The sequence below is a fragment of the Mycobacterium sp. HUMS_12744610 genome, assembly GCF_041206865.1.
GTDB classification, from domain to species: Bacteria; Actinomycetota; Actinomycetes; order Mycobacteriales; family Mycobacteriaceae; genus Mycobacterium; species Mycobacterium servetii.
Window position 1 is genome coordinate 5,799,274 of the sequence record NZ_JBGEDP010000001.1, and the last position, 24,931, is coordinate 5,824,204.

At 68.3% G+C, this 24,931-nt stretch carries 26 protein-coding genes and 3 pseudogenes; 11 read left to right on the forward strand and 18 right to left on the reverse strand.

The genetic code is table 11. The features are described from left to right. Positions 1–131: 131 nt before the first annotated feature. Positions 132–257 (forward strand): hypothetical protein, encoded by a 126-nt coding sequence (locus tag AB8998_RS28135; RefSeq protein ID WP_090350544.1) that lies wholly within the window; start codon positions 132–134, stop codon positions 255–257. Between the two features lie 19 nt (positions 258–276). Here AB8998_RS28135 and AB8998_RS28140 read toward each other — a convergent pair whose 3' ends face one another. The 4 genes from AB8998_RS28140 to AB8998_RS28155 all read right to left on the reverse strand — a co-directional run bounded on the left by AB8998_RS28140 (position 277) and on the right by AB8998_RS28155 (position 3,857). After that, positions 277–1,701, reverse strand: coding sequence for an NAD(P)(+) transhydrogenase (Re/Si-specific) subunit beta (locus tag AB8998_RS28140; protein ID WP_369741178.1), 1,425 nt, complete (start codon positions 1,699–1,701; stop codon positions 277–279). Further along, positions 1,698–2,027: an NAD(P) transhydrogenase subunit alpha part 2 gene (locus AB8998_RS28145; RefSeq protein ID WP_369741179.1), complete on the reverse strand. Its 330-nt coding sequence runs from the start codon at positions 2,025–2,027 to the stop codon at positions 1,698–1,700. Before AB8998_RS28145 ends, AB8998_RS28140 begins: the two co-directional genes overlap by 4 nt. After that, positions 2,027–3,130, reverse strand: a complete 1,104-nt coding sequence (locus tag AB8998_RS28150; protein WP_369741180.1) for a Re/Si-specific NAD(P)(+) transhydrogenase subunit alpha — start codon at positions 3,128–3,130, stop codon at positions 2,027–2,029. Before AB8998_RS28150 ends, AB8998_RS28145 begins: the two co-directional genes overlap by 1 nt. Before the next feature lie 265 nt (positions 3,131–3,395). Beyond that, positions 3,396–3,857: a DUF1348 family protein gene (locus AB8998_RS28155; protein WP_369741181.1), complete on the reverse strand. Its 462-nt coding sequence runs from the start codon at positions 3,855–3,857 to the stop codon at positions 3,396–3,398. Between the two features lie 53 nt (positions 3,858–3,910). Here AB8998_RS28155 and AB8998_RS28160 point away from each other — a divergent pair, with 53 nt between their 5' ends. From AB8998_RS28160 to AB8998_RS28175, 4 genes are all read left to right on the forward strand, one after another. Beyond that, on the forward strand, positions 3,911–5,131 hold the full coding sequence (locus AB8998_RS28160) for an acyl-CoA dehydrogenase family protein (protein WP_369741803.1): 1,221 nt from the start codon (positions 3,911–3,913) through the stop codon (positions 5,129–5,131). Next, on the forward strand, positions 5,124–5,948 hold the full coding sequence (locus AB8998_RS28165; protein ID WP_369741182.1) for a tyrosine-protein phosphatase: 825 nt from the start codon (positions 5,124–5,126) through the stop codon (positions 5,946–5,948). The genes AB8998_RS28160 and AB8998_RS28165 overlap by 8 nt, the downstream gene beginning before the upstream one ends. 197 nt (positions 5,949–6,145) lie before the next feature. Then, a complete protein-coding gene (locus AB8998_RS28170) occupies positions 6,146–7,924 on the forward strand; it encodes a PE family protein (RefSeq protein WP_369741183.1) in 1,779 nt (592 codons plus the stop codon). Between the two features lie 60 nt (positions 7,925–7,984). Continuing rightward, positions 7,985–9,733, forward strand: coding sequence for a PE family protein (locus AB8998_RS28175; protein ID WP_369741184.1), 1,749 nt, complete (start codon positions 7,985–7,987; stop codon positions 9,731–9,733). 36 nt (positions 9,734–9,769) lie between these two features. Here AB8998_RS28175 and AB8998_RS28180 read toward each other — a convergent pair. Further along, positions 9,770–10,023: pseudogene (locus AB8998_RS28180) on the reverse strand (hypothetical protein); the annotation flags it as partial. Positions 10,024–10,110: 87 nt separating this feature from the next. On the opposite strand from AB8998_RS28180, the gene AB8998_RS28185 reads away from it, so the two are divergent. Both AB8998_RS28185 and AB8998_RS28190 read left to right on the forward strand, forming a co-directional pair. Continuing rightward, positions 10,111–10,347: a YlcI/YnfO family protein gene (locus AB8998_RS28185; RefSeq protein ID WP_369741185.1), complete on the forward strand. Its 237-nt coding sequence runs from the start codon at positions 10,111–10,113 to the stop codon at positions 10,345–10,347. Beyond that, on the forward strand, positions 10,347–10,658 hold the full coding sequence (locus AB8998_RS28190) for a type II toxin-antitoxin system PemK/MazF family toxin (RefSeq protein WP_369741186.1): 312 nt from the start codon (positions 10,347–10,349) through the stop codon (positions 10,656–10,658). The genes AB8998_RS28185 and AB8998_RS28190 overlap by 1 nt, the downstream gene beginning before the upstream one ends. A gap of 169 nt (positions 10,659–10,827) precedes the next feature. On the opposite strand, the gene AB8998_RS28195 is transcribed toward AB8998_RS28190, so the two are convergent. From AB8998_RS28195 to AB8998_RS28205, 3 genes are read right to left on the reverse strand one after another with little or no spacing between them, the layout of a single operon-like run. Then, positions 10,828–11,067: an integrase core domain-containing protein gene (locus AB8998_RS28195; RefSeq protein WP_420492648.1), complete on the reverse strand. Its 240-nt coding sequence runs from the start codon at positions 11,065–11,067 to the stop codon at positions 10,828–10,830. Between the two features lie 15 nt (positions 11,068–11,082). After that, a complete protein-coding gene (locus tag AB8998_RS28200; protein WP_369741187.1) occupies positions 11,083–11,778 on the reverse strand; it encodes an IS3 family transposase in 696 nt (231 codons plus the stop codon). Then, complete coding sequence (locus AB8998_RS28205; protein ID WP_475582084.1) at positions 11,775–12,065, reverse strand: transposase; 291 nt, start codon at positions 12,063–12,065, stop codon at positions 11,775–11,777. The genes AB8998_RS28200 and AB8998_RS28205 overlap by 4 nt, the downstream gene beginning before the upstream one ends. A gap of 197 nt (positions 12,066–12,262) precedes the next feature. Between AB8998_RS28205 and AB8998_RS28210 the strand changes: the two genes are divergently transcribed. Both AB8998_RS28210 and brnA read left to right on the forward strand, forming a co-directional pair. Continuing rightward, positions 12,263–12,526, forward strand: a complete 264-nt coding sequence (locus AB8998_RS28210; protein WP_369741189.1) for a BrnT family toxin — start codon at positions 12,263–12,265, stop codon at positions 12,524–12,526. Next, entirely contained in the window at positions 12,516–12,752 is a 237-nt protein-coding gene (gene brnA, locus AB8998_RS28215; protein WP_369741190.1) for a type II toxin-antitoxin system BrnA family antitoxin, read from the forward strand. The genes AB8998_RS28210 and brnA overlap by 11 nt, the downstream gene beginning before the upstream one ends. A gap of 201 nt (positions 12,753–12,953) precedes the next feature. On the opposite strand, the pseudogene AB8998_RS28220 reads toward brnA, so the two are convergent. Further along, positions 12,954–13,536: pseudogene (locus AB8998_RS28220) on the reverse strand (DUF222 domain-containing protein); the annotation flags it as partial. Here AB8998_RS28220 and AB8998_RS28225 point away from each other — a divergent pair. Continuing rightward, positions 13,536–13,921 (forward strand): annotated as a pseudogene (locus AB8998_RS28225) (PE-PPE domain-containing protein); the annotation flags it as partial. The pseudogenes AB8998_RS28220 and AB8998_RS28225 sit on opposite strands and share 1 nt — an antisense overlap. A gap of 129 nt (positions 13,922–14,050) precedes the next feature. Here the strand turns inward: AB8998_RS28225 and AB8998_RS28230 are convergent. The 7 genes from AB8998_RS28230 to AB8998_RS28260 all read right to left on the reverse strand — a co-directional run bounded on the left by AB8998_RS28230 (position 14,051) and on the right by AB8998_RS28260 (position 21,100). After that, complete coding sequence (locus AB8998_RS28230; RefSeq protein ID WP_369741191.1) at positions 14,051–15,019, reverse strand: NADPH:quinone oxidoreductase family protein; 969 nt, start codon at positions 15,017–15,019, stop codon at positions 14,051–14,053. 10 nt (positions 15,020–15,029) lie between these two features. Beyond that, positions 15,030–15,890, reverse strand: coding sequence for an SDR family oxidoreductase (locus AB8998_RS28235; protein ID WP_369741192.1), 861 nt, complete (start codon positions 15,888–15,890; stop codon positions 15,030–15,032). Between the two features lie 42 nt (positions 15,891–15,932). Further along, positions 15,933–17,363 (reverse strand): aldehyde dehydrogenase family protein, encoded by a 1,431-nt coding sequence (locus tag AB8998_RS28240; RefSeq protein ID WP_369741193.1) that lies wholly within the window; start codon positions 17,361–17,363, stop codon positions 15,933–15,935. A 117-nt stretch (positions 17,364–17,480) separates the two neighbouring features. Further along, a complete protein-coding gene (locus AB8998_RS28245) occupies positions 17,481–18,413 on the reverse strand; it encodes a class I SAM-dependent methyltransferase (protein WP_369741804.1) in 933 nt (310 codons plus the stop codon). Between the two features lie 40 nt (positions 18,414–18,453). Continuing rightward, on the reverse strand, positions 18,454–19,416 hold the full coding sequence (locus tag AB8998_RS28250; protein ID WP_369741194.1) for a class I SAM-dependent methyltransferase: 963 nt from the start codon (positions 19,414–19,416) through the stop codon (positions 18,454–18,456). Positions 19,417–19,487: 71 nt separating this feature from the next. Beyond that, positions 19,488–20,123 carry a TetR/AcrR family transcriptional regulator gene (locus tag AB8998_RS28255; protein WP_369741195.1) on the reverse strand — a complete coding sequence of 212 codons (636 nt, stop codon included), beginning with the start codon at positions 20,121–20,123 and terminating at the stop codon, positions 19,488–19,490. Next, complete coding sequence (locus AB8998_RS28260) at positions 20,123–21,100, reverse strand: pirin family protein (RefSeq protein WP_369741196.1); 978 nt, start codon at positions 21,098–21,100, stop codon at positions 20,123–20,125. Before AB8998_RS28260 ends, AB8998_RS28255 begins: the two co-directional genes overlap by 1 nt. Before the next feature lie 224 nt (positions 21,101–21,324). Between AB8998_RS28260 and AB8998_RS28265 the strand changes: the two genes are divergently transcribed. Beyond that, entirely contained in the window at positions 21,325–23,340 is a 2,016-nt protein-coding gene (locus tag AB8998_RS28265) for a chloride channel protein (protein ID WP_369741197.1), read from the forward strand. Between the two features lie 21 nt (positions 23,341–23,361). On the opposite strand, the gene AB8998_RS28270 is transcribed toward AB8998_RS28265, so the two are convergent. Both AB8998_RS28270 and AB8998_RS28275 read right to left on the reverse strand, forming a co-directional pair. Continuing rightward, positions 23,362–23,904, reverse strand: coding sequence for a Dps family protein (locus tag AB8998_RS28270; RefSeq protein ID WP_369741198.1), 543 nt, complete (start codon positions 23,902–23,904; stop codon positions 23,362–23,364). Positions 23,905–23,981: 77 nt separating this feature from the next. Then, entirely contained in the window at positions 23,982–24,893 is a 912-nt protein-coding gene (locus AB8998_RS28275; RefSeq protein WP_369741199.1) for a DNA-3-methyladenine glycosylase family protein, read from the reverse strand. Positions 24,894–24,931 lie beyond the last annotated feature (38 nt).

A 24,931-nucleotide genomic window follows, 5' to 3' on the forward strand; every position in this document is an offset into this window, starting at 1 on the left:
CCGGGGCCGGGCACGACCCCGGACCAGGCTAGCCAATCAACTGGTTGGACAGTTTAGGCGGGTGTTGCGGCGAGGTGGATGGGACTAGACTCACTGTCGAACCAGTCGTTACCGACTACAGGGGTGGCCCAATGGATCCGAGCCCGGACTACGACGCGAGCGACGAGATCGAGTTCTTCCTGCGTTATGTGCCGTGGGGTCTGCGCGGGGTCGTCGACGGCAACGGCTACCCGCCACCGGCCTATCCGCCCGTCTAGGGGACCGCGTACAGCTCCTTTACAGCGCCTTGAGTTCCTCGGCGACCTCGGTCACCGACTTCTTCGCGTCGCCGAACAGCATGGTCGTTCCCTCGCCGTAGAACAGCGGATTGTCGATGCCCGCGAAACCGGAGTTCATCGACCGCTTCAGCACGATCACCGACTTGGCCTTGTCCACGTTGAGGATCGGCATGCCGTAGATCGGGCTGGACTGATCGTTGCGGGCCGCCGGGTTGGTGACGTCGTTGGCCCCGATGACGATCGCGACGTCGGTGCGGGCGAACTCGTCGTTGATGTCGTCCATGTCCTTCATCGCGTCGTAGTCGACCTCGGCCTCGGCCAACAGCACGTTCATGTGCCCGGGCATGCGGCCGGCCACCGGGTGGATGGCGTACTTGACCGTCACACCCTTGTCTTCCAGCAGCGCCGCCATGTCCTTGACCGCGTGCTGGGCCTGCGCCACGGCCAGGCCGTAGCCCGGCACCACGATCACCTGGTTGGCGTAGGCCATCTGGATCGCCGCGTCGGCCGCCGAGGTGGCCTTGACGACCTTGTCGCCGGCGTCGCCGCCGCCGGGGGCCACCCCGCCGCCGCCGAACCCGCCCGCCACGATCGCGGGAATGGAGCGGTTCATCGCCTTGGCCATCAGGTTGGTCAGGATCGAACCGGACGCGCCGACGATCATGCCGGCCACGATCATCGCGGTGTTGTTCAGCGCCAGCCCCGCCGCGGCGGCCGACAGGCCGGTCATGGCGTTCAGCAGGGAGATGACCACCGGCATGTCGGCGCCACCGATGGGCAGCACCACCATCAGGCCCAGCACCCCGGCGGCGGCCAGCAGGCCGATCATCCACCACAGCGACACACCGCCGCTGCCGGGATGGGCGTGCAGGCCGATGACCACCGCGGCGGCCACGGCCGCGGACAGCAGCAGCAGGTTGATCGGCTGCTGGATCCGGCCGAAGCCGATCGGCTTGCCGGAGATGATCTCCTGCAGCTTGCCGAACGCGATGATCGAGCCCCAGAAGGAGATCGAGCCGATGATCGCGGCGAACAGCGAGGCCACCACGATGTGCACCGTCGGCGACTCACCGTGCTGGAACGCCGAGAAGCCGCGGGTCTCCATGAACTCCGACAGCGCGATCAGCGCGACGGTGCCACCGCCGACGCCGTTGAAGAACGCCACCAGCTGCGGCATCGCCGTCATCTTGGTCAGCCGCGCCGGCGGCACGCCGAGCACCACACCGACGACCAGGCCGGCGATGATCAGCGGCCACTGCGTGGTGCCGCGGATCATGACCAGCGTCGCCGCCACCGCGAGGGTCATGCCGACCGCCGCGATCAGGTTGCCGCGCACCGCGGTCTTGGGGCCGGTCAGGCCCATCAAGCCATAGATGAACAGCGAGAACGAGACGATGTAAAGGACGGTGATCAGGTAGTTCATTTGCCCGCAGGCTCCTCAGTTTTAGCCGGGGCGGGCTTCTTCTTGCCCTTGAACATGCCCAGCATCCGGTCGGTGACGATGAAGCCGCCGATGACGTTCAGCGTCCCGAAAACCACCGCCACGAACAGGATCACCTGCAGGGCGATCGACGGGTGCTCGACCTTGCCGAACACCACCAGCGCGCCCAGCACCACGATCCCGTGGATGGCGTTGGTCCCCGACATCAGCGGCGTGTGCAGCGTGTTGGGGACCTTGGAGATCACCGCGAACCCGACGAAGCCGGACAACACCAGGATCGCCAGGTTCTGCAACAGCTCGTCGTACATCAGGAGTCCTCTCCGGTGCGGGTCACGCAGGCCGCCGCGACGATCTCGTCGCCGAAGTCGGGGGCCAGCTTGCCGTCTTTGACCAGCAGGTCCAGCAGTGCGGTGATGTTCTTGCTGTACAGCTCGCTGGCGTGCTCGGGCATGGTGGCCGGCAGGTTCAGCGGCGCGGCGATGGTGACGTCGTGCTTGACGACGGTCTGTCCGGGCTCGGTCAGCTCGCAGTTGCCGCCGGTCTCCCCGGCCAGGTCCACCACGACGCTGCCCGGCTTCATGCCCTGCACGGCCGCGGCGGTCACCAGCCGCGGCGCGGGCCGGCCCGGGACCAGGGCGGTGGTGATCACGACGTCGAAGCCGGTGATGGCCTCTTCGAGGGCCTTCTGCTGCTGGGCGCGTTCCTCCTCGGTGAGCTCGCGGGCGTAGCCGCCCTCCCCGGCCGCGTCGATGCCGAGGTCGAGCCACTGGGCGCCCACGGAGCGCACCTGGTCGGCCACCTCGGGGCGGACGTCGTACCCGGTGGTGCGCGCGCCCAGACGCTTGGCGGTCGCCAGCGCCTGCAGCCCGGCCACGCCGACCCCGAGCACCAGCACGGTGGCCGGCTTCACGGTGCCCGCGGCCGTGGTCAGCATCGGGAAGAACCGGGTCGACTCCCAGGCCGCGACCAGCACGGCCTTGTAGCCGGACACGTTGGCCTGCGAGGACAGCGCGTCCATCGCCTGGGCGCGCGAGATGCGCGGGATGGCCTCCAGCGCGTAGGCCTGCACCCCGGCGCTCTTCAGCGCGCCGATCGAGTTGTCGGCGTTGCGGGGCGCCAGGAAGCCGATCAGCGTCTGGCCGCTGCGCAGCTTGGCGACCTCGGCGGCGGTCGGCGGGGCCACCTTGACCACGACGTCGGCGGCCCACGCGTCGCCGATGCTCGCCCCGGCCTCGGTGTAGAGGGCGTCGGGCAGCAGTGCCTTCTCGCCGGCGCCGGATTCGACGACGACGTTGACACCGCTTTTCACCAGCGGCGCGACCGCCTTGGGGACCAGCGCGACCCTGCGCTCGCCGGCCCCGGACTCGGCGACCACACCGACCCTGATCGGCGCTGCCTGCGAATCTGTCATGACGCGTACATCTACTTTCCCGTGCTTTCTGCCGGTGGATGGTTCCACCGATGGATATGGCGCCGGCTCGGCCGCGCGCTTGGCTACCATAACGCGCGCCGCATTCACCACCGACCCGTAATCAGCCGGACAGACTAACCCGGCAACCGATCGGCTGTCTCCGACGATGCTTCGCCATCGGGCGGCGATTCGGTAGCTAACGCTGTGTTGTGGGGCCACAAGACGGCGTTGTGTTGCGACAACGCGTGTCCACCAGCCCGCACCGTCACCACATGGGGATGTCCTGGCCGTGTTCGGCGGCCGGGCGCGGCCCGAACCAGCGCCGCTCGGACTCGCCGATCGGCACGTCGTTGATGCTGGCCTCGCGCCGCGCCATCAGCCCCGACGGGCCGAATTCCCACAGTTCGTTGCCGTAGCTGCGGTACCACTGGCCGTCGCGGTCACGGCATTCGTACTGGAACCGCACCGCGATGCGGTTGTCGTGGAAATCCCACAGGCTCTTGCGCAGCGCGTAGTCGAGTTCGCGCTGCCACTTGCGCGTCAGGAACGCCACGATGTCGGCGCGGCCGACGACGTACTCGCCGCGGTTGCGCCACCGCGAGTCCGGCGTGTAGGCGCGGCTGACGCACTCGGGGTCGCAGGTGTTCCAGGCGTCCTCGGCGGCCTGCACCTTCTGCATCGCGGTCTCGCGGGTGAACGGGGGGAACGGTGGCAGCGTCTCGGTCATGGCAATATCGTGCGCCCCCGCGGGTGCCCTATCGTGACGGCATGGACTTCGCGATGTCGGCCAAAGCAAGCGACTACCACCAGCGGTTGACCGAGTTCATGACCGAGCATGTCTTCCCGGCCGAGGCCGCCTACGACGAATACCGCCTGGCGGCCGGCCCCGACGACCACACCGTCCCACCGGTCGTCGAGGAACTCAAGGCCAAGGCCAAAGAGCGCGGCCTGTGGAACCTGTTCCTGCCCGCCGAGTCGGGCCTGACCAACCTGGAGTACGCGCCGCTGGCCGAGCTCACCGGCTGGAGCCTGGAGCTCGCGCCCGAGGCGCTCAACTGCGCGGCACCCGACACCGGCAACATGGAGACGCTGCACCTGTTCGCCACCGAGGAGCAGCGCAAGCAGTGGCTGGAGCCGCTGCTGGCCGGCGAGATCCGCAGCGCCTTCTCGATGACCGAGCCGGCGGTCGCCAGCAGCGACGCCCGCAACATCGAGACCTCCATCGTGCGCGACGGCGGCGACTACGTCATCAACGGCCGCAAGTGGTGGACGTCGGGGGCCTCGGACCCGCGCTGCAAGATCCTCATCGTCATGGGCCGCACCAACCCCGACGCGGCGAGCCACCAGCAGCAGTCGATGGTGCTGGTGCCGATCGACACGCCGGGGGTGACCGTGGTCCGCTCGACGACGGTCTTCGGTTACCAGGACCAGCCCGGGCACTGCGAGATCGTCTACGACAACGTCCGGGTGCCCGTCACCAACCTGCTCGGCGAGGAGGGCGGCGGCTTCGCGATCGCCCAGGCCCGGCTGGGGCCGGGCCGCATCCACCACTGCATGCGCGCACTCGGCGGCGCCGAGCGGGCGCTGGCCCTCATGGTCGACCGGGTGCAGAACCGGGTGGCGTTCGGCCGCCCGCTGGCCGAGCAGGGCGTGGTGCGCGAGGCCGTCGCCAAGTCGCGCAACGAGATCGACCAGGCCCGGCTGCTGTGCGAGAAGGCGGCGTGGACGATCGACCAGCACGGCAACAAGGCCGCGCACACGCTGGTCTCGCAGATCAAGGCGGTGGCCCCGCAGGTGGCCTGCAATGTGATCGACCGCGCCATCCAGGTGCACGGCGCCGCCGGCGTCAGCGAGGACACGGTGCTGGCCCGTTCGTACGGCTGGCACCGCGCCATGCGCCTGTTCGACGGGCCCGACGAGGTGCACATGCGGACCATCGCGCGCGCCGAACTGGGTGCGGCGAAGTCCCCGCTCGCCACGGCGGTCACATCGCGTGGCTGAGGCGCCCCGGGAACTGTCGGGGGCGTGGAACTTTCGCGACGTCTCCGACGCCGTGTCCGCGCTGCGGCCCGGGCGGCTGTTCCGCTCCGGCGAGCTCAGCCGGCTCGACGACGAGGGCCGCGCCACGATCCGACGGCTGGGGATCACCGACGTCGCCGACCTGCGTTCGGCGCGGGAGGTGGCCCGCCGTGGACCGGGCCGGGTGCCCGACGGCGTCGACATCCACCTGCTGCCGGTCCCCGACCTCGCCGATGACGACCCCGCCAACGGCTCCGCCGGGCAGGCGCCGCACGAGCACGCGTTCCAGCGTCTGCTGGAACGCGAGACGGGCCTGTCGGTCGACGAGGCCGCGGCCCGCTACATGATCGACGAGTACCGCCAGTTCCCCACGCGCAACGGGACCCAGCGCGCGCTGCACCGCGTCGTCACCCTGCTGGCCGCCGGCCGCCCGGTGCTCACGCATTGTTTCGCGGGCAAGGACCGCACCGGCTTCGTGGTGGCGACGGTGCTGGCGGCGCTCGGCGTCGACCGCGACGTCATCGTCGCGGATTTCCTGCGCAGCAACGACGCCATCCCCCAGCTTCGGGCCGAGATCTCGGAGATGATCCGCCAGCGGGCCGAGGCCGAGGTCACCCCGGAGGTGGAGACCTTCGCCGAGGCCCGGCTGTCGGACGGGGTGCTGGGCGTGCGGGAGGAGTACCTGGCCGCCGCGTGGCAGACCATCGACGGCGAGTTCGGGTCGCTGCAGGCGTACCTGCACGACGCGGGCATCACCGCGCCCGACGTGGACCGGTTGCGCACCGCGCTGTTCGGCTGACCGGCGCCGGAAGCCCCGCCCCGCAACGGTTCTCGCGGCCGGCGCAGCGGCCGGAAAATTCCTGTGCAAAAGCCGCACAAAGAGATGCTCGTGGCTCTAGGCTGACCGTGCCGAGTGATGCGCCGACCGGGCGACCGGCGTCGTGAGCGCCGCCGGCGACGCAACTAAAAAAATCCTGGTCGTGAAGGGAATGCCCGATGACGAGCATGCTTGTGCAGCCCCAGTTGATGGCGACGGCCGCGTCCGACGCGGCGGGAATCGGTGCGGCCATCGAACAGGCCCGCGCCGCGGCCGCGGCCCAGACGACCGGGCTTGTCGCGGCCGCCGAAGACGAGGTTTCCGCCGCCACCGCAGCGCTTTTCGGCTCCTACGGCGAGCAGTACCAGGCGATGATGACGCAGGCGAGCGCGTTCCACGAGCAGTTCGTGGCGGCGCTGAGCGGCGCGGGAAACGTTTACGCGCAGGCCGAGGCGAGTATCGCCGGCACGCTGGGCCTCAGCTCCGCGGCGACCGCCACCTCGTCGTTCGGCACGCCCTATACGCCTACCCCGAACAGCATCTCCGTCATCGGCCAGTTGATCATGACCGGCAGCGGCACGGCGACCCCGTCACTGACCTACATGAACAACGTCGCCGACCGCTACCTGACCGAATTCACCGGCTACGTCAGCAACCAGCCCGTGTCCACGCCTGAGGGGTTGTATCCGTTCACTGGGGTCAAGGACCTAACGCTGAACATCTCACTGGCCCGCGGCATCACCCAGTTGGATAACGCCATCAAAGCGGCACTCCCCGTTTCTAACACCAACAGCGCCTTGTCGATTCTGGGGTACTCGCAGAGTTCGACCCTCGCGTCGATGGCGATGCCTATCCTGCGCGACATGGGCTACACGTCCAGCCAGCTCAACTTCACCCTGCTGGGGGACCCGAGCGCCCCCAACGGCGGACTGCTCGCCCGCTTCCCCGACCTGAGCCTGCCGAGCCTGGGGATCACGTTCGGCAACTCGACGCCCAGCGACCTGTTCAACACCACCATCTACTCGCTGGAATACGACGGGTTCGCCGACTTCCCGCAGTACCCGATCGACTTCCTCGCCGACCTCAACGCGCTGGCCGGCATCGTCTTCGTGCACGGCACCTACCCGACCCTCTCGGCGACCCAGATCGCGTCGGGCTTCCTGCTGCCGGGCTCCGCGCAGCTGAACACCCCCGGCGGCAGCAGCCTGACCAACTACGTCATGATCCCCACCCAGAACCTGCCGCTGCTGGACCCGCTGCGCGCGATCCCGGTGATCGGCAACCCGCTGGCCGACCTGGTCCAGCCCGACCTGCGCTACCTGATCAACTGGGGCTACGGCAACCCTGAGTACGGTTACTCGACGGGCCTGGCCAACGTGCAGACACCGTTCGGGTTCCTGCCACCGCTGAGCGCGACCACCGCCCTGGGGCCGCTGCTGGTCAGCGGCGCCCAGCAGGGCATGGGCGCGTTCGGGGCCGACATCTCGGCCATGCTGCCCACGTCGCTGCCCGCGATGGCGCTGCCCAACCTGTCGGTGCCGGACATCGCGGGCACGCTGGCCGGGGGCGCGTCGTCGGGGACGACCGCGCTGGCGCTGCCCAGCGTGTCCTCCATCCCGGCCACGCTCACCAACCTCATCGGCGGCATCGAGAACGCCAACAACGCCATCGTGGGGGGCTTCACCACCGACTTCTCCACCGCCTACGCCACCCTGCTCCCGACAGCCGACATCGCCACAGCCGTGGTGGTGTCCCTGCCGTCCTACGACCTCAACCTGTTCCTCAACGGGATCTCGCAAGCCATCAACGGCAACCCGATGGGCCTGGTCAACGCGATCGGCGACCCGATCGCCGCCGACACCGGACTGGTCACGCTGGCAGGCGGTTTCGAGCTGATCAACTTCGAGAATGCCTTGCAGACGATCCTGCTCGGGACGCCGAACCCCGGTCCGTACTGATAAGTCCCGCCCCGAAAAATTCAACCGCCGGCAGCCGTCCGGTCGTAGAAGGGTGACCCGATGCCGTTTGTCTTAGCGCAGCCGCAGACGATCGCGACGGCGGTCGCCGACGTCTCCGGGATCGGATCGGCGATCGGCGCCGCCAACGCCGAAACGGCCGGGTGGACGACCGGCCTGCAGGCCGCGGCCGCCGACGAGGTGTCCGCGGCCACCGCGAACCTGTTCAGTGCGTTCGGCCAGGAATACCAGGCGCTGCTGCGGCAGGCCCAGAGTTTCCACGACGAGTTCGCCCGGGCGCTGACCGGCACCGCAACCGCCTACGCGGCAACCGAATCCGCTGCGACCAGCACCCTCGGGTCGTTCGGCGCGACGGCCCAGGCCCAATTCGCGGCGCTCACCGGCGGCGCCACGGCGGCCGGCACCGCGGGCGCGACGCAGCTCGCCAGCACCACACCGGTGCAGACGGCGCTGATCCTGGGCGCCAGCGGCGTCCCGATCCCCGACGCCAAGTACATCGCCACCGCGTACGGCAACTACGTCTCCCGCAACTTCACCACGAGCAACATCCAGGGCCTGTTCACCCCCGAGGGCCTCTACCCGATCACCGGGATCAAGGACCTGACCCTGAACATCTCGGTGGACCGGGGCCTGACGATCCTCAACAACGCGCTCACCGGGCCCAACGCGCCGACCCAGCCCGTCACCGTCTTCGGCTACTCGCAGGGCGCCATCCTGGCCGCGCTGGAGCTGCCGAATCTCGTTGCCGCCCATGTGCCGACGTCCAATGTGAGCTTCGTGCTCGTCGGCAACGAGATGACCCCCAACGGCGGCATGCTCGCCCGCTTTCCCGGCCTCGACCTGCCCAGTCTCGGCATCCCCTTCTATGGCGGGATGGCCTCCAACACCGGGTACTCGATCTACAACTACACGCTGGAATACGACGGCTTCGCCGACTTCCCGCAGTACCCGATCGACATCCTGGCCGACCTCAACGCCTTCGCGGGCATCGCGTTCGTGCACGGCACGTATCTGACGATCCCGGCGAGCCAGATCTCGCAGGCCATCACCCTTCCGGTGTCACCGGGCTACGACGGCGGCTCGCACTACTACATGATCCCCACCCAGAACCTGCCGCTGCTGGAGCCGCTGCGCTTGATCCCGGGGATCGGCAACCCGCTGGCCGACCTGCTGCAACCGGATTTGAGGTATCTGGTCAACTGGGGCTACGGCGACCCCAACTACGGCTACTCGACCGGCTACGCCAACGTCACCACGCCGTTCGGGGTGTTACCGCCGCTCAACGCCACCCTGGCCCTGGGCCCCGACCTGCTCAGCGGCGCCTACCAGGGAATCCTGGCCGCCGGAAGCGATTTGAGCGCGCAGGGGCTGCCGTCGCTGAGCCTGTCGGCGCCGGCGCTGGCGAGCCTGGGCGGCGCACCGCCGGCCGCGCCGACGGGCATCTCGCTGACGTCGGCGCTCGACGGCGCGATCTCGGGCCTAGAAAACGCCAACACCGGATTCGCGAACGCCCTCGCCGCCGACGTCTCGACCGCCTACGCGACGCTGCTGCCGACCGCCGACATCGCGACGGCCCTGGTCGTCACGCTGCCGTCCTACGACGCCAACCTGTTCCTCAACGGGATCACGCAGGCGATCAACGGCCAGCCACTCCAGGGCCTCGCCAACGCGATCGGCCAGCCCATCGCCGCCGATGTCGGCCTGGGCACGCTCGCCGGCGGTGTCGAGTTCCTCACCCTCGCCAGCGCGCTCGACACCATCCTGACCGGGACGCCGCACCCATCGCCGTAGCCGGGCCGTTCCAGATCCTTTGGACCTTAAGCTTTTTCAGCTTCGACGCCGAAGCAAGTTCGGTGTGGGTGGTGCCTGGGATTGGAAGGGGTCGTGCCACCACCAGTCGGCGCGTTCGCCGCTGGGCCCGGGATAGGGCGCCACGGCGGGCGGGGCAACGGTGAGCCCGGGCGCAGCTCTTGCCCGTCGCTGTCGGTGACGGCGAGCGCGTCGGCGGATCCGGTGCTGGCTATCTCGCCACGGCGGTGCAGCCGGAGGTGGTACGGGCAGAGCAGCACGAGTTTGCTGACAAGTCGTTAAACTACCTGCTTCGTTCAGGTTGCGGCCCGAGCCCGTTTGACTCCTGACGTGCATACCAAACTGGTACCATCCATGAAGTGAGCATACAAATTGCAGTCCGCTTACCCGACGAGATCATCGCCTTCATCGATGACGAAGTCCGGGGACAACATGCCCGCAGCCGTGCGGCTGTCGTGCTCCGGGCGCTGGAACGGGAACGCCGTCGTCGTCTCGCCGAACGCGACGCGGAAATCCTCGCGGCCAACATGTCAGCGTCGAGTGATTTGGATGCGCTGGCCGGCCACGCTGCTCGTACTTCCCTCGACGTCGACTGATGCGACCCATCCACATCGCCCGGCTTGACAAAGCTCGACCCGTCCTGATTCTCACCCGCGAGGTCGTGCGTCCGCATCTCACCAACGTCACCGTCGCCCCAATCACGACAACCGTCCGAGGGTTGGCCACCGAAGTCCCAGTAGGCACGGTGAACGGGCTGAATCAACCGTCTGTCGTCAGTTGCGACAACGTCCAAACGATCCCGGTGTCTGAACTTGGTCGTCAAATCGGGTATTTTCTCGCGTCGCAGGAGCCAGCCCTGGCAGACGCCATCGGTAACGCGTTCGACCTCGATTGGGTTGTGTCATAAGCCAGCAAGGGCATCGCGCACCTCCGGCCTCGATCCAGGTGTTGGAGATGCCGGCAGGGCGGTGTGGCGATCCGTCATAGGGCGCTCGATCTTGATCGGGCGCAGTGATTGCGCCCCCATAGGGCATGCCATCTGGACACCACGCCCTTGAAATCGGTGACCCACTGGACTACCCCCTACTTTCGTAGACACTTGAATTATGCTGTCGCAGCCATTTCATCGGCAATTGTTTGAGTGAATTGTGCTCCATTTCACAGGGGGTTGCATTTCCGATATTGCTGTGCGGGCGCTTTCGATTGTAGTAGACCTCGATATATTCGAAGACCGCCTGTCTCACCGCGCGTAGAGTCGGCCAGGTGTGCAAATGGATGGGTTTCTTCTTGATGGTCGCGTTGAACGATTCTGCCATGGCATTGTCATAACATTAACCGATGTGGCCGACCGATGGAATGATGCCGTTCGCCGACGCGAGAGTGTGGAAGTCGATACTCGTGAATTGACAGCCGCGATCGGAATGGATCACGACATCCCCGATTCCTGGCCGCTGTCGCTCAATCGCCATCCTCAACGCGTCGGTGACCAACGTCGTGCGCATATGATTATCCACCGACCAACCGACGATCTTTTGTGAATAGCCGTCGATAATCGCGGCCAAATACGCCCAGCCACCCCATGTCCGAATGTACGTAATGTCGGTGAACCACAATTGGTTCGGCCCGTCTGGCACGAACTCGCGCCCGACGAGGTCGACCAGACCATCGCTGTTGGCCTCGTCCTGGATCGTGGTGGCCCGGTACGGACGCGGATGCACGCAGGTCAGGCCAGCGGCGCGGGCGAGGCGGCGGACCCGCCTGGGTGAATGGCGCCGGCCCAGCTTGGCCAGCTCGGCGACGAGCCGATCGACACCCAGGCGGCCCCGGTAATCCTCGTGGATCTTTTTGATCATATCGGTCAATTCCGCGTCTTCTTTTTCTCGATCCGACCGGTCGCGTTTCAGCCACGCATAGAAACCGCTGCGGGACACATCGAGCACCTCACACATCAAGGAAGCGGGAATCCTAGCTTTGCGTGGTTTGCGTCGTTCTTCCTCATCCAAGTCGCGGATGAAAGAGAACTTCACATGCTGTCCTTCGCAAACCACGCCGCCGCTTTTTTTAGGATTTCCCGTTCCATCTTCAAACGACGGTTTTCCTCTTCCAATTCCTTCAGTCGTGCACGCTCGTCGATCTCGAGTGGCTTTTCCTTGAACTCGCCGCGTTTCTTCGCCGCCTTCACCCAGTTCCCCAATGTTCCGTCACCGATTCCGAGATCCCGGGCAACTTCGGCTATCGGCTTGCCCGACTTGATCACCAACTCTACGGCCTCGGCCTTAAACTCAGGGGTGAACTTCCGCCGCGTCGAACCCATAACAGTTTTCTCCTTGTAGACAGTCATTCCACTTCGATGACTGTCTACGGAAGCGGTCGTCCTCCAATCAGGTTGCCTTGCATTTCGATCATCGCGGACAAGAGGCTGCGTGTCCGTCGGGTTCACGGCCGGTGCCCCTGCGGTTTGGGCCGAGCACATGCCCGAGCTTGAGAGCGATTACGGTATGATTTTTATACATGCCTGAGTTCGAGTTTGATCCTGCCAAAAGCGCGGCAAACCTGAGCAAGCATGGCATTGACTTCGATGCGGCGCAGTCCATCTGGCGGGATCCGCACCGCATCGAGGTGCCGGCACGCACGACGGATGAGCCCAGGTGGATGGTGATAGGCCAAATTGATGGCCGATGCTGGTCAGCCGTCGTGACCTACCGAGACGACTACGTCCGAATCATTTCCGTGCGCCGTTCACGGGAAGGAGAGGTAGCGATTTATGAAAGCTAGCGAGTTCGACGAGCGCTTCGACGATGGCCAGGACATGGCGACCGCCCTCGATGTCGCACGGGCACGGCGACCCGGAGAGGAGCACCGGCGTGTGAACGTCGACTTTCCGGTCTGGATGATCGCCGAACTCGACCGCGAAGCCACTCGGCTCGGAGTCACCCGTCAATCACTGATCAAGGTCTGGATCGCCGAAAAGCTTGACCACGGTGGTCACACCGCGGCCTGACCGTTGCTGGATAGCGCGGGTCCGATGCTCAGGGATCTGCTGAAGTCTTGCGCTTGTAACCGCAGATTGGTCTCACTCAGGCGAGTCACCTCCGGTATCGCAAACAACACCTCACATCATCACCGCGGTTTCTACCAGTCCATTTGTCGGTGTCCACGACGCGGAAGCGACCAAGCAATCTCACCCTGGTCAGGTCAGTGGGCCGCCGTCTTCCCAGTGCCAGAGGTGGTTGGCGTGCAGCCGCGGGTGGGCCCACAGCCCGGGACCGCGCAGCCGGGGCGGCAGTGTTCCAGGGCGCGGCGCGGCCGCGCGCTGATGGTGCGGGTCGTTCGGCCCGCGCCGATGACCTCCCCGGCACGTTCGAACCACACCTCACACGTGGCATCACCCCTCAGGTATTGGCTTACGGCCTCGGTCAGCGCTGGGCCCAGGTGCAGCCCGGCCACCCGCTTTTCCACGTCGACGTGGACGACCACGGTGGTGTGCTGCCCGTGCGGGCGCCGGGCCGCCTCGACATCCCAGCCGGTCTCCACCAGACACAGAAACGCCTCCAGGGTGCCCGGCATCGGCGGGCGGCCCTCGGGCGTGTTTTTCCGGTGTCGCGGTCGCGTTTCCACTCGGTGATCAGCGCCTCCCGATGGGCGGCCAGTGCGGCGTCGAGCTTCGCCGCCTCGGGATACTCGAGCTTGATCCGCCAGCAGCTGAACCGCTCGTCGGAGATTTTGGTGACCGAAGGCTGCGAACGCGGGTCGGGGTCGGGTCGCGGTTCGAGCGTGACCGCGGTTGAATCCCAACGGCGGGCTCTGGGAACGCCTTGCGCCGCTGAGCTTCCCGAGCCTGGGGCTGACGTTCTACGGGTCGACGCCGGCGAACTCCTTCCCGACCACCATCTACACCTTCGAGTACGACGGCGCCGCCGACTTCCCACCCCGAATCTGCCGCTGCTGGAACCACTCCGGGCGATACCGGTGGTGGGCAACCCGCCGGCGGACCTGCTGCAGCCGGACCTCGAGGTGCTCGTCAACCTGGGCTACGGCGACCCCGCCTACGGCTACTCGACCTCGCCGGCCAACGTGCCCACGCCCTTCGGGCTGCTGCCGCCGGTGCACCCGCAGACCGTGCTGGCCGACCTGGCAGTCGGGACCCGGCAGGGCGTCGGCGCCTTCGCCGTCGGCTATGCGATCGCCGCCGACATCGGACTGGCGGCCTTCCTGGGCGGACTGGAAGTCCGGGTGCTGTTGTCCGCGGCCAGTCGATCGCCGGTTACTTCACCGGCCTCGCGTCCTGACGCGGGGCGCCTACGGCTCGAGCACCAGCTTGCCCAGCACCCCGCCGTCGGCCAGGCACTGCAGCGCCGCCTGCGCCTCCGACAACGGATACCGTTGCGGGGGAGGCGGTTTCAGGCCCAGGTAGACCAGCTGCCCCAGCCCCCAGGAGAACAACGCCGCCGAGCCGGGCACCTTGTTGAGGTACTCGCCCCACGCCACCCCCACCACGCTGACGTTGCGCAGCAGCAGCCGGTTCACCTTGACGGTCGGGATGCTGCCCGCGGCGAACCCGATGACCAGCAGCTTGCCGTCGATGGCCAGCACGCGCACCGCGTCGTCGAACGCCGGACCGCCGATGGGATCCACGACGATGTCCACGCCGCGGCCGCCGGTGTACTTGCGCACCTCGTCAGCCCAGTCGCCGGACAGCGGCAGCACCAGGTCGGCGCCCAGCGAGGAGACGTAGTCGGTGGCCGCCGTGCGGTGCAACACGGCCAGCACCTTCTTCGCGCCCATCGCCCGGGCCACCTGGATCGCCGCGGTCCCCACCCCACCGGCCGCGCCGAGCACCAGCACCGTGTCACCCGGACGCATCGCCGCCCGGCGGGCCAGGGCGAAATACATGGTGTTGTAGTTCACCAACAGCGACACCGCCTCGGCGTCGTCGAGCTCGGCGGGGCTGCGCATGACGTTGGGCACCGGCACGGCGACCTGTTCGGCGTAGGCACCTAGGATGCCGAACGCCGAAACCCGTTCGCCCACTTTGAAGCCCGAGCCCGCCGGCGCCGAGTGCACCACCCCGGCGGCCTCCATGCCGGGTACGAACGGCGGCGGCAGCTTCAGCTGGTACTCGCCCTTGCTCAGCAGCAGGTCCGGAAAGCACACCCCGGCGGCCCGCACGTCGACGATGACGTGGCCGGGATCCTCGGCGAGGTCGTCGATGTCGGTGTAGGCGATACCGGCCGGGCCCGACAGGCGCTGGACGACGCAGGCTTTCATCGCCTTGGACCTACAGCTTGAATTCCGCCTTTTTGGCCGCCGACAGGTCGGTGATCTCACCCCAGTGCGCGGCGATGTCCTGCACCGACGGCGGCTTGTCGAAGTTGGCGCCCTCGTTGCCGAACAGCGCCACCCGCTGCACCTTGCCGCCACCGACGATGAAAACCGATGCGGTGTCGGCGCATTCCTCGGTGCACAGGTAGGCCACCACCGGCGCCACGTACTCCGGGGTGAGCTTCTCCAGCACCTCCTTGGGCATGATGTCCTCGGTCATGCGGGTGGCCGCGATCGGGGCGACGGCGTTGGTGCGGATGTTGTACTTGGCCCCTTCCTGGGCCAGCGTGTTGATCATGCCGACCAGGCCGAGCTTGGCCGCGCCGTAGTTGGTCTGACCGAAATTGCCGAACAGCCCACTGGTGGAGGTGGCGACGACCACGCGCCCATAGCTCTGCTCACGGAAGTGCGGCCACGCGGCGCGCAGCACGTTGTACCCGCCGTAGAGGTGCACCTTCAGCACGGCGTCCCAGTTCTCGAACGTCATCTTGTGGAACGTGCCGTCGCGCAGGATCCCGGCGTTGCTCACCACCCCGTGCACGGCACCGAACTCGTCGATCGCGGTCTTGATGATATTGGCCGCGCCCGCGGGGTCGGCGACGCTGTCGTAGTTGGCCGCCGCCCGGCCCCCCGCCTCGCGGATCTCGTTGACGACCTGGTCGGCCATGCTGTGGCCGGCACCCGTGCCGTCGCGCGCACCGCCGAGGTCGTTCACGACGACGCTGGCCCCCTCCTTGGCGAGGGTGAGCGCGTACTCGCGCCCGAGGCCTCCGCCCGCTCCGGTGACGACGATGACGCGATCCTGCACTCCTGGCATCAGGTTCCTTTCGAGGGGTTGGTACGGACTAGAACGTCGGTCTCAGAACAGCTTTCGGGCCAGTTTGAAGGCCCAGTTGCTGTAGGGCGGGTAGATGAAGCTCGACATGTCGGGCCGGGTCGGCTTGGTCAGCACCGACTTGCGGTGGCTGAACTCCTCGAACCCGAATTTGCCGTGGTAGGCGCCCATCCCCGACGTGCCGACCCCGCCGAACGGCAGCTTGGCCGTAGACACCTGGAAGGCCAGGTGGTTGACGAGCATGCCACCCGCCGGCACCTCCTTGATCACCCGCTCCCGGGTCGCCCGCGACTTGGTGAACAGGTAGGCGGCCAGCGGTTTGGGCCGCGCGTTGACGAAACGTATTGCGTCGTCCAGGTTCTGAACGGTGACGACCGGCAGGATCGGCCCGAAGATCTCGTTGCACATCAGCGGCCCGTCCAGATCGGGGTCGACCACCACCGTCGGCTGGATGCGCAGGGTCGACTCGTCGCAGTCGCCGCCGACGGTGACCCTGCCGTCCTTGCCGGACAGGTAGCCCTTGAGCCGGTCGAACTGGCGCCGGTTGACGATGCGCATCCCCGCCCGGTCCTGGGACCGGAACTTCGTGATGGCCGCGCCGATCTTGTCGACCAGCTCGTCACGGATCTTGACGTCGGCCAGCACATAGTCGGGCGCCACGCAGGTCTGCCCGGCGTTGAGCAGCTTCATCCAGGCGATCCGCTTGGCCGCGACGTCGATGTCGGCGTCGGCGGCCACGATCACCGGGCTCTTGCCGCCGAGCTCCAGGGTGACCGGGGTCAGGTGGGGTGCAGCCCCCTCGTAGACCTTGCGGCCGATCTCGGTACCGCCGGTGAACATCACCCGGTCCAGGCCCTGGGCGATCAGCTCCTGACTCACCGAGCCGTCGCCCTCCACGACCGCGACCGCATCGCGGTCCAGGTAGCGCGGCACCAGCTCGGCCATCAGATGCGAGGACGCGGGCGCCAGCTCGGACGGCTTGAGGATGACGGTGTTGCCCGCCGCGATCGCCCCGACCGCGGGGCCCAGCGTCAGGTAGAACGGGTAGTTCCAGGCCCCGATGATCAGCACGGTCCCGAACGGCTCGTATTCGATCCAGCCGCGGCCCGGCAGCTGCGGCACCTCGAGCAGCACGTATTTGCGGCGCGTCCACTTCCGCAGGTTCTTGGCCGCGAACTTGGCCTCGCCCGCGGTCGTCGCGATATCGGCGATGTAGGCCTCGAACTTGTTGCGGTCCAGATCCTCGGCGAGCGCGGCGGCCAGCGCGGCCTCGTTCTCCTCCATCAGCTTCTGCAGCTGCACCAGCTGACGCTGGCGCCACTCGATGTCGCGGGTGCGCCCGGTGGCGAAGGTCTTGCGCAGCCGGTCCACCGTCGCGGCGACGCCGACCGGCGCGGAGCCCGGGTCTCCGTTCGTGGATGCGGGTGACTTCGGCGCAACCGATTCGGTGGTCATCGTTGTCCTTCCTGAGCGAAGGCGCCGCCAGGGTGGGCGGGCCGCTCAATCGGTGATAACCGCGATCCTAACCATCCGGTTGGGAGAGCAGTAGGAAGGATCCGAAGCGCCGGCCGGCTACAGACGCTCGGCGGTCACGAAGTCGGAGAACGCGCCCTTGTCGTCGGCGAACGGCACGCCCTCGATCCAGCGGTTCAGGCGGCGCATCTCGTCGGTGGCGGCCTGCGACTGGGCCCGCCAGCCGTGGTCGTTGAGCCAGTCGGCCACGTGGGCGCGGTCGTCGTCGCGGTACATCAGTTCCCCGACGTCGATGGTCTCTTCCAGGCCGATCTCGTCGGCCACCTTCTTGAACCGCTCCCGCATCTTCTGGCGCCGCTCCTCGGCGTGGGCGGGCGCGGTCTCGGCGGACACCCGGCTGCCGGGCGCGCTGAGCTCGCTGATCTGGGCGAACAACCGGTCTTGGGCGTCGGCGGGCAGGTACATCAGCAGCCCCTCGGCTAGCCACGCGGTCGGCGCCGCCAGGTCGAAGCCCGCCGCGCGCAGCGCGGCCGGCCAGTCCTGGCGCAGGTCGATGGCCACCTCGCGGCGGTCGGCCGTCGGCGTGACACCGTTCTCGGCCAGCGTCGCGGACTTGAAGTCCAGCACTTGCGGCTGGTCGATCTCGTAGACCGTCGTCCCGGCCGGCCAGTCCAGCCGGTAGGCGCGCGAGTCCAGCCCCGACGCCAGGATGACCACCTGCCGGATGCCGGCGGCCATCGCGTCGTTGAAGAACGCGTCGAAGAAGTGTGTGCGCACCGCCTGGTAGCTGCGCATGTGGTGCAGGTGGGCCGCGGAGTCGGCGTCGATCGCCTCGACCTTGGCCACGATGGCCGGGTCGAGCATCTTTTCCCAGAGCACGTTCGCGCCGGAGTTGCCGACCAGCAACTTGGCGTAGGGGTCGCGGATCAGCGCGTCGGGCCGCTCGGTCTCGACGGCCCGGGCGGCGGCCACCATCACCGCGGTGGAGCCGACGCTGGTCTTGATGTCCCACGTGTCGTCGTGGGTGCGCAGTGAACTCATCGGGTGTTCCTCTGTTCGACGTGTTTGACGGTCACTCGGATGAAGCGCCGAGGCACGCGCGCAGCAACGTGCTGCTGACGGCCTCGTCGGCCAGGTCGTCGGGTACCGGGCGGCCCAGCCGGGCCATCTCCTCGCGGTTGTTCACCTCGTCCACCTGCCAGCCGCGGTCGCGCAGCCACTGCGTGGGATCCGAACGCTCGGGCTCGTGGTAGGTGAGCGCCTGGACGTTGACGTCCAGGCCGAGACGCTCCCGCATCCGCTGCCACCGCTGGGTGTTGCCGCGCGAGTTGATCCTGAACACCTCGACCGCCACCTGGCTGCCCGGCGCGCTCAGGGCGGTGAACCTCTCGAACAGCAGGTCCTGGGCGTCGGCCGGCAGGTAGGGCAGCAGGCCTTCGGCGAGCCATGCGGTCGGGCGGCCGGGATCGAAGCCCGCCAGGGTGAGCGCCGCCGGCCAGTCGTCGCGCAGATCCACCGGAACGGGGCGCCGCCGGGCCGCGGGAACGGCGTCGTGCGATTCCAGGATTTCGCTCTTGTACTCCAGGACCTTGGGCTGGTCGATCTCGTAGACCGTGGTGTCGGCGGGCCAGTCCAAACGGTAGGCCCGCGAGTCCAGTCCGGCCGCCAGGATCACCACCTGGCGGATCCCGGCGCGCATGGCCCCGCCGAAGTACTCGTCGAAGTAGTGACTGCGTACCGCCTGGTAGTCGACGCCGAGCCGGTGCACGCGCTGCCCGTGCTCGTCACCGTCGAGCCACGCCAGTTCTGGGTCGGCGAGCCGGGCCCACGGCGCACCGGCCGAGGACACCAGGATCGCGGCGAACTGATCGCGGATCAGGGGGTCGGGCCCGGCGGTTTCCACAGCCCGGGAGGCGGCGACGCCCAATGCGGTCGCGCCGACAAGTTCGGTGATGGTCCAGGAATCACCCGCGGTCCGTCGCGACGCGGGCTCCGACGAGGAACCTACAGAGGAGGAATCGTCGACATCGGTCATTGCCATTCGATGATACTCGAATAAGTTAGGCAAGCTATACGCTTGTGTGCGATGTCACTGCCGGGCAGGCGTCAGCCCGCCGGACGCCGGAGCGCGCCTTCCAGCAGCCGCCGCAGCGTCTCGATGACGGCCTGCATCTCCTGGTGGCTGCGCAGATAACCGGCATAGAACCCCGTGCCGCACAGCAGCAGCAACAAGGCCTCGACCAATGCCGGGGCCCCGATCTCGACGCCGATCTCGCCGCGGTCCATCGCATCCCCGACCGCCCGAATCAGAAATTCCCGGGTCATTCGAACGGCGTCATTTTCCGCGGCATTCAGTTCGGGATGGCGTTGCGCTTCGAGCACATTGGTGACGAGAAATGCCGACGCGGCGGGATTGTCCATATCCGCCTGCCGGGCCACGGTGAGAAATGCGCCCAGCCGCCCGAGCAGCGTGCCCTCCCGGCGCGCCCGTTCGATGCCGGCGCCGACGACGTCGTGGTTGGTTTGCCGGACGACCTCCCGGTAGAGGTCTTGCTTGCTGGAAAAGTAGTGGTTGATGGCCGGTCTGGTCAGGTCGGCGCGTACGGCGATCTCCTGGAAGGTCGCTCCGTCGAACCCGCGTTCGCTGAACACCTGGCGGGCGGCACGCACGATGCGCCTGCGCGTCTGGTCCGCCCGGGCCGCCGGGGGGCGGCCCGGGCGACGACCCACCGCCGGCGACATCAGTAAAGTGTGCCACCCCGGTGATGCGGCATTAAAGCATTCGGCGGAATGGTACCGAACTTTCCGGCTTCGTAGTCGCGCAGCGCCTCGATCAATTCCGCGCGCGAGTTCATCACAAATGGCCCGTAATGGAATACCGGCTCGCGGATGGGCCGTCCGCCCAGGAGCAACACGTCAATTCCCGCCGGGCGCCGGTTCGTCGGGGCGCCGACGGTGATGCGGTCGCCGGGACCCAGCACGGCCAGCTGGCCCTGGTGGATCGGATGTTCGAGCGGTCCGGCATACCCGCTGCCGGACAAGACGTACAGCAGCGCGTTGAAGTCGCGCCGCCACGGGATGTTGAGCCGGGCGCCGTTCTCGATCGTCGCGTGGGCCAACGTGATCGGCGTGTGGGTGACGCCGGGGCCACGGTGGCCGTCGATCTCACCGGCGATGACGCGGACCAGCGCGCCCCCGTCGCCAGAGGCCAGCAACGCCACGTCGCCGCCCTCGATCGCCTGGTACCGCGGCGGCGCGAATTTGTCCTTCCTCGGCAGGTTCACCCAGAGTTGGATGCCGTGGAAGAGGCCGCCACGCTCGACCAGTTCGGCGGGCGGGGTCTCGATGTGCAGGATGCCCGCACCGGCGGTCATCCACTGCGTGGCCCCGTCGGTGATCAGGCCGCCACCGCCGTACGAATCCTGATGGGCCATCTTTCCGTCGAGCATGTAGGTGACGGTTTCGAAGCCGCGGTGCGGGTGCCAGTCGGTGCCGCGCGGTTCGCCCGGCCGGTAGTCCACCTCGCCCATCTGGTCCATATGCACGAACGGGTCGAGGGCGGCGGCGCCGACTCCGGCGAACGCCCGGACGACGGGGAACCCCTCCCCCTCGTAGCCGCGCCGGCCGGTGTGGACCGACCGGATGGGGCGTTCGGTGTCGGCGGGTCCGGCCGGGCCGAGCCGGGGCAGTGCGAGTGGGTCTGCGGTGACGGGCGGCATGTGTTCCTCCAGTTCTAGAGCTACCCGTATAACCGGACTGCGGTCCGATTATTCCGCGAAAGTCGGCCGGGCCGACGCCCGGTTCGCCGTGTGACCTGCACCGCATCGCTGTGCGCAGCGAAACTTTTATAGTGCAATAGTTGCTGGGGCGAAGGATCCTCGTGAGGCGCCCGTCCTGAGACGCTCGAATGGTGAAGGGCCGACGGCGGAGAGGGTGACGGCAAATGGCGCAGGAAAAGACGACCGCCGATTCGGCGCGGGGGTCGCGGGTCTTGTCCCACGCGGCCGGGCGGGCCGCCGGCTGGCTGCGAGCAAATCGCCTCGGGCTGTTCTGCATCGCGCTCGTGGTGGGCGTGGGCGCCGGGATCGGCGCCGTGGGGTTCCGCTATCTGATCTTCAGCTTCACCTGGCTGGCGACCGGGCACGACGAGTTCGGCCAGCAGGGCTGGGTGGGCAGCGACCACCTGCCGTGGCTGGGGGTCGGGTTCTTCGTCGTCATCCCCGTGCTCGGCGGACTGCTGTACGGCCCGCTGATCTCCCGCTTCGCCCGGGAGGCGCGGGGCCACGGGGTGCCCGAGGTCATGATCGCGGTGGCGGACAACGGCGGCCGGATCAGGCCGCAGGTGACGGTGGTCAAGGCGCTGGCCTCGGCGCTGTGCATCGGCTCGGGCGGCTCGGTCGGCCGGGAAGGCCCGATCGTGCAGATCGGCGCCGCCCTGGCGTCCAGCGCGGGCCAGTGGGTCCGGATGCCGGAGAACCGGCTGCGGGTGCTGGTGGCCTGCGGCGCCGCCGGCGGCATCTCGGCGACCTTCAACGCCCCCATCACCGGCGTCTTCTTCGCCGTCGAGCTGATCCTGCGGGAGCTTTCGGTCGAGGCGATCTTCACGATCATGCTCTCGGCGATGGTCGCCGACGTCATCGCCCGGGTATTCTTCGGCGCGGCCCCGTTCCTGACCCGGCTGCCCGAGGGCATCGAGCTCAACCACATCGCCAACTACCTTCTCGTGGCGCTGCTGGCGGTGATCGCGGGGCTGCTCGGCGTGCTCTTCAAAAACGTCCTCTACAAGGCCGAGGACCTGTGCGATCGGATCTGGGGGCCCCGCCCGGACTGGGCGCGCCCGGCCGTCGGCGGCGTCGTGCTGGGAGTACTGCTGCTGGCCGTGCCCCAGCTGTACGGCGTCGGCTACCCCGTGATGTACGACGCCTTCGCCGGCCATTACGCGCTGTGGTTCCTCGTCATCCTCGCGGCGGGCAAGATGCTGGCCTGCGGGCTGACCATCGGCATCGGCGGTTCGGGCGGCGTGTTCGCGCCCTCGCTGTTCATCGGGGCCACCTCCGGCATGGCCTTCGGGATGGTGGTGCACCAGCTCATCGGCCCGGCCGTCGGCAACCCCGCAATTTACGCGATCGTCGGCATGGGCGCGGTGTTCGCCTCGGCCGCGCGGGCCCCACTCACCGCGCTGGCCAGCACGGTGGAGATGACCGGGGACTTCACGCTGACGCTGCCGGTCATGCTGGCCGTGGCCGTCGGCACCACGGTGTCGCGCATGCTGTCCTACGGCACCATCTACACCACCAAGCTGCTGCGCCGCGGCATCGACATCGACCGACCGACCCCGACCCACGCGTTCGCCCACCTGACCGCCGCCGACGCCATGCACCCGTTCACCGTTCCGCTGGACCTGGGCCGCACGGCGGCCGCCGACCAGGACTGGACGGCGCAGCTGGGACCGGTCACCCGCGTCCGCCAGCCGCAGGCGCTGTTCGCCAACGACAGCCTGGCCCAGGCGTTGCGGCAGCTGGTCCTCTACGGCCGCGACGGACTGCCCGTCATCGACACCGAGGAGCGGCGCGTCCAGGGCTGGCTGACCAACCAGGACGTGCTGCGCGCGGTGGCGGCACACCTTGCCGCGTCCTATCCCGACATCGCGGCCAGCCACCAGGCGGCCGAGTGGGCTGACCCGAAAGCCTTTGCGGCCGAACACGATCCGCGTAGCCAGTTGCCCGGTTACCGCATCGTCGAGCACACGCTGGGCCCGGACTCGGCCGCCGTCGGCCGACGCATCGGCGAACTCGACTGGCCGCCCGGGCACTACCCGGTGTCCGTCATCCACCAGCGCCAGCTGATGGCCGCGGACGTGGCCGTCCGGCTCGACCCGGGCGACCGGGTCAACATCCTCGTACCCACCAACGGTGCGCGCGAGCACGATTCGGCGGTCAAGTCCGACAACCGGGCCTGACCGCCGGACGCGGCGTTCCTGTCAGCCGCGCGCGCTGCTCGCGGCGTCCCGCTCGCTCGAGGCACCCTCGTGCGCCAGCTTGCCGCCGGCGCTCTCGAGGTGCGCCCGGACGAACCACTGGAACTTCTCCAGCGGGGCGGCGTGGCCGATCAGCATGTCCTGGGTGACCGGGTCGAGTTCCTCGGTCTCGTCAATCGCCTTGCGCAGATCCTCGATCACGCCCGTGTAGACCAGATCCAGCGCGGCCAGGTGGGATTGCACGCAGTCGCGCCCCACCGAGTAGTCGTCCCAGGTGCGGTCGTTGACGATCGCGCCGGGGGTGCCCATGGGCGAGGCCCCCAGCGCGGCGATGCGCTCGGCCACCTCGTCGGCGTAGCCCCGCACCGCCTCGACTTGCGGGTCGATCATCTCGTGCACCCCGATGAAGTTGGGGCCCACCACATTCCAATGAATGTGCTTGAGCGTGAGGTGCAGATCGTTGTAGGTGCTCAGCTGCTTCTGCAGCACTTCGGCCAGCCGCGCCCCTTGCTTGTCGGTCAATCCGGGAATTGTGAACTGTGTCATGCGATTTCTCCCCTGCGTTCGGACACGGTCACGTTCCCCAGTCGGGTACCCGTCCCCGCGCTCGGGTAACCGGCGCGCTACAGGCCGCTGATGTGCTGCACGGGCAACCGCGCCCCGCGGCGGGGTTCGCGGGCCAGCCCGCTGGCGTACAGCAGTTGCACCACCCGGTGGCGGTGGGGCCGCATCGGCTCCAGCAACTCGACCATCGCCGCGTCGTCGACCGGGCGGCCCAGCAGCGTCCAGCCGATCATTTTCGACAGGTGGTAGTCGCCCACCGACAGGGCGTCGGCGTCCCCGAACGCCCGCTGCGCGGCCTCGGCGGCGGTCCACACCCCGACCCCCGGCAGCGAGGTCAGCGCCTCGCGCGCCTGCGCCGGCGGGCGCGACACCAGCCGCTCCAGCGAGTCCGCCCGGCGCGCGCAGGACACCACCGTCTGCGCGCGCCGGGGGTCGACGTTGGCGCGATGGAACTCCCACGACGCGATGCCGCGCCACACCCCGGGCGACGGCGGGACCCGCATGCCCACCGGCGCCGGCCCCGGGGCCGGCGTGCCGTACCGCGACACCAGCAGGCGCCACGACCGGAACGCGTCGGCGCCCGGTACTCGTTGCTCGATGACGGCCGGGATCAAGGCCTCCAGAACCTGGCCGGTGCGGCCCAGGCGCAGGTGCGGGACGCGCCGGTGGGCGGCGGCCACCGTCGGATCGGTCGGCACGAAGTCCGATGCGTCGTCGTCGGCGCCCAGCATCGCGGGCAGCAGCTCGACGAACTGCGGCGCGCCGGCGCCCCACGCCGCGCAGTGCACGGCGTCGGGCGACAGGCGCGCGATCCGGGCGGCGACGGGGCCGGCGGGTAGCAGGCTGGTCCGCCAGACCGCGCCGTCGCCCGCGACCTGGTAGCACGGGTCGCCCAGGCCCCGCCGCAGCGGGGCCAGGGTGGTCCGGAAGTCGACCGGTCCCGGGATGGCGACGGTGCGCTCGCAGTGCACCCCGTTCCCTCCGATCCCGGCAACGCCGGCTCGATTGA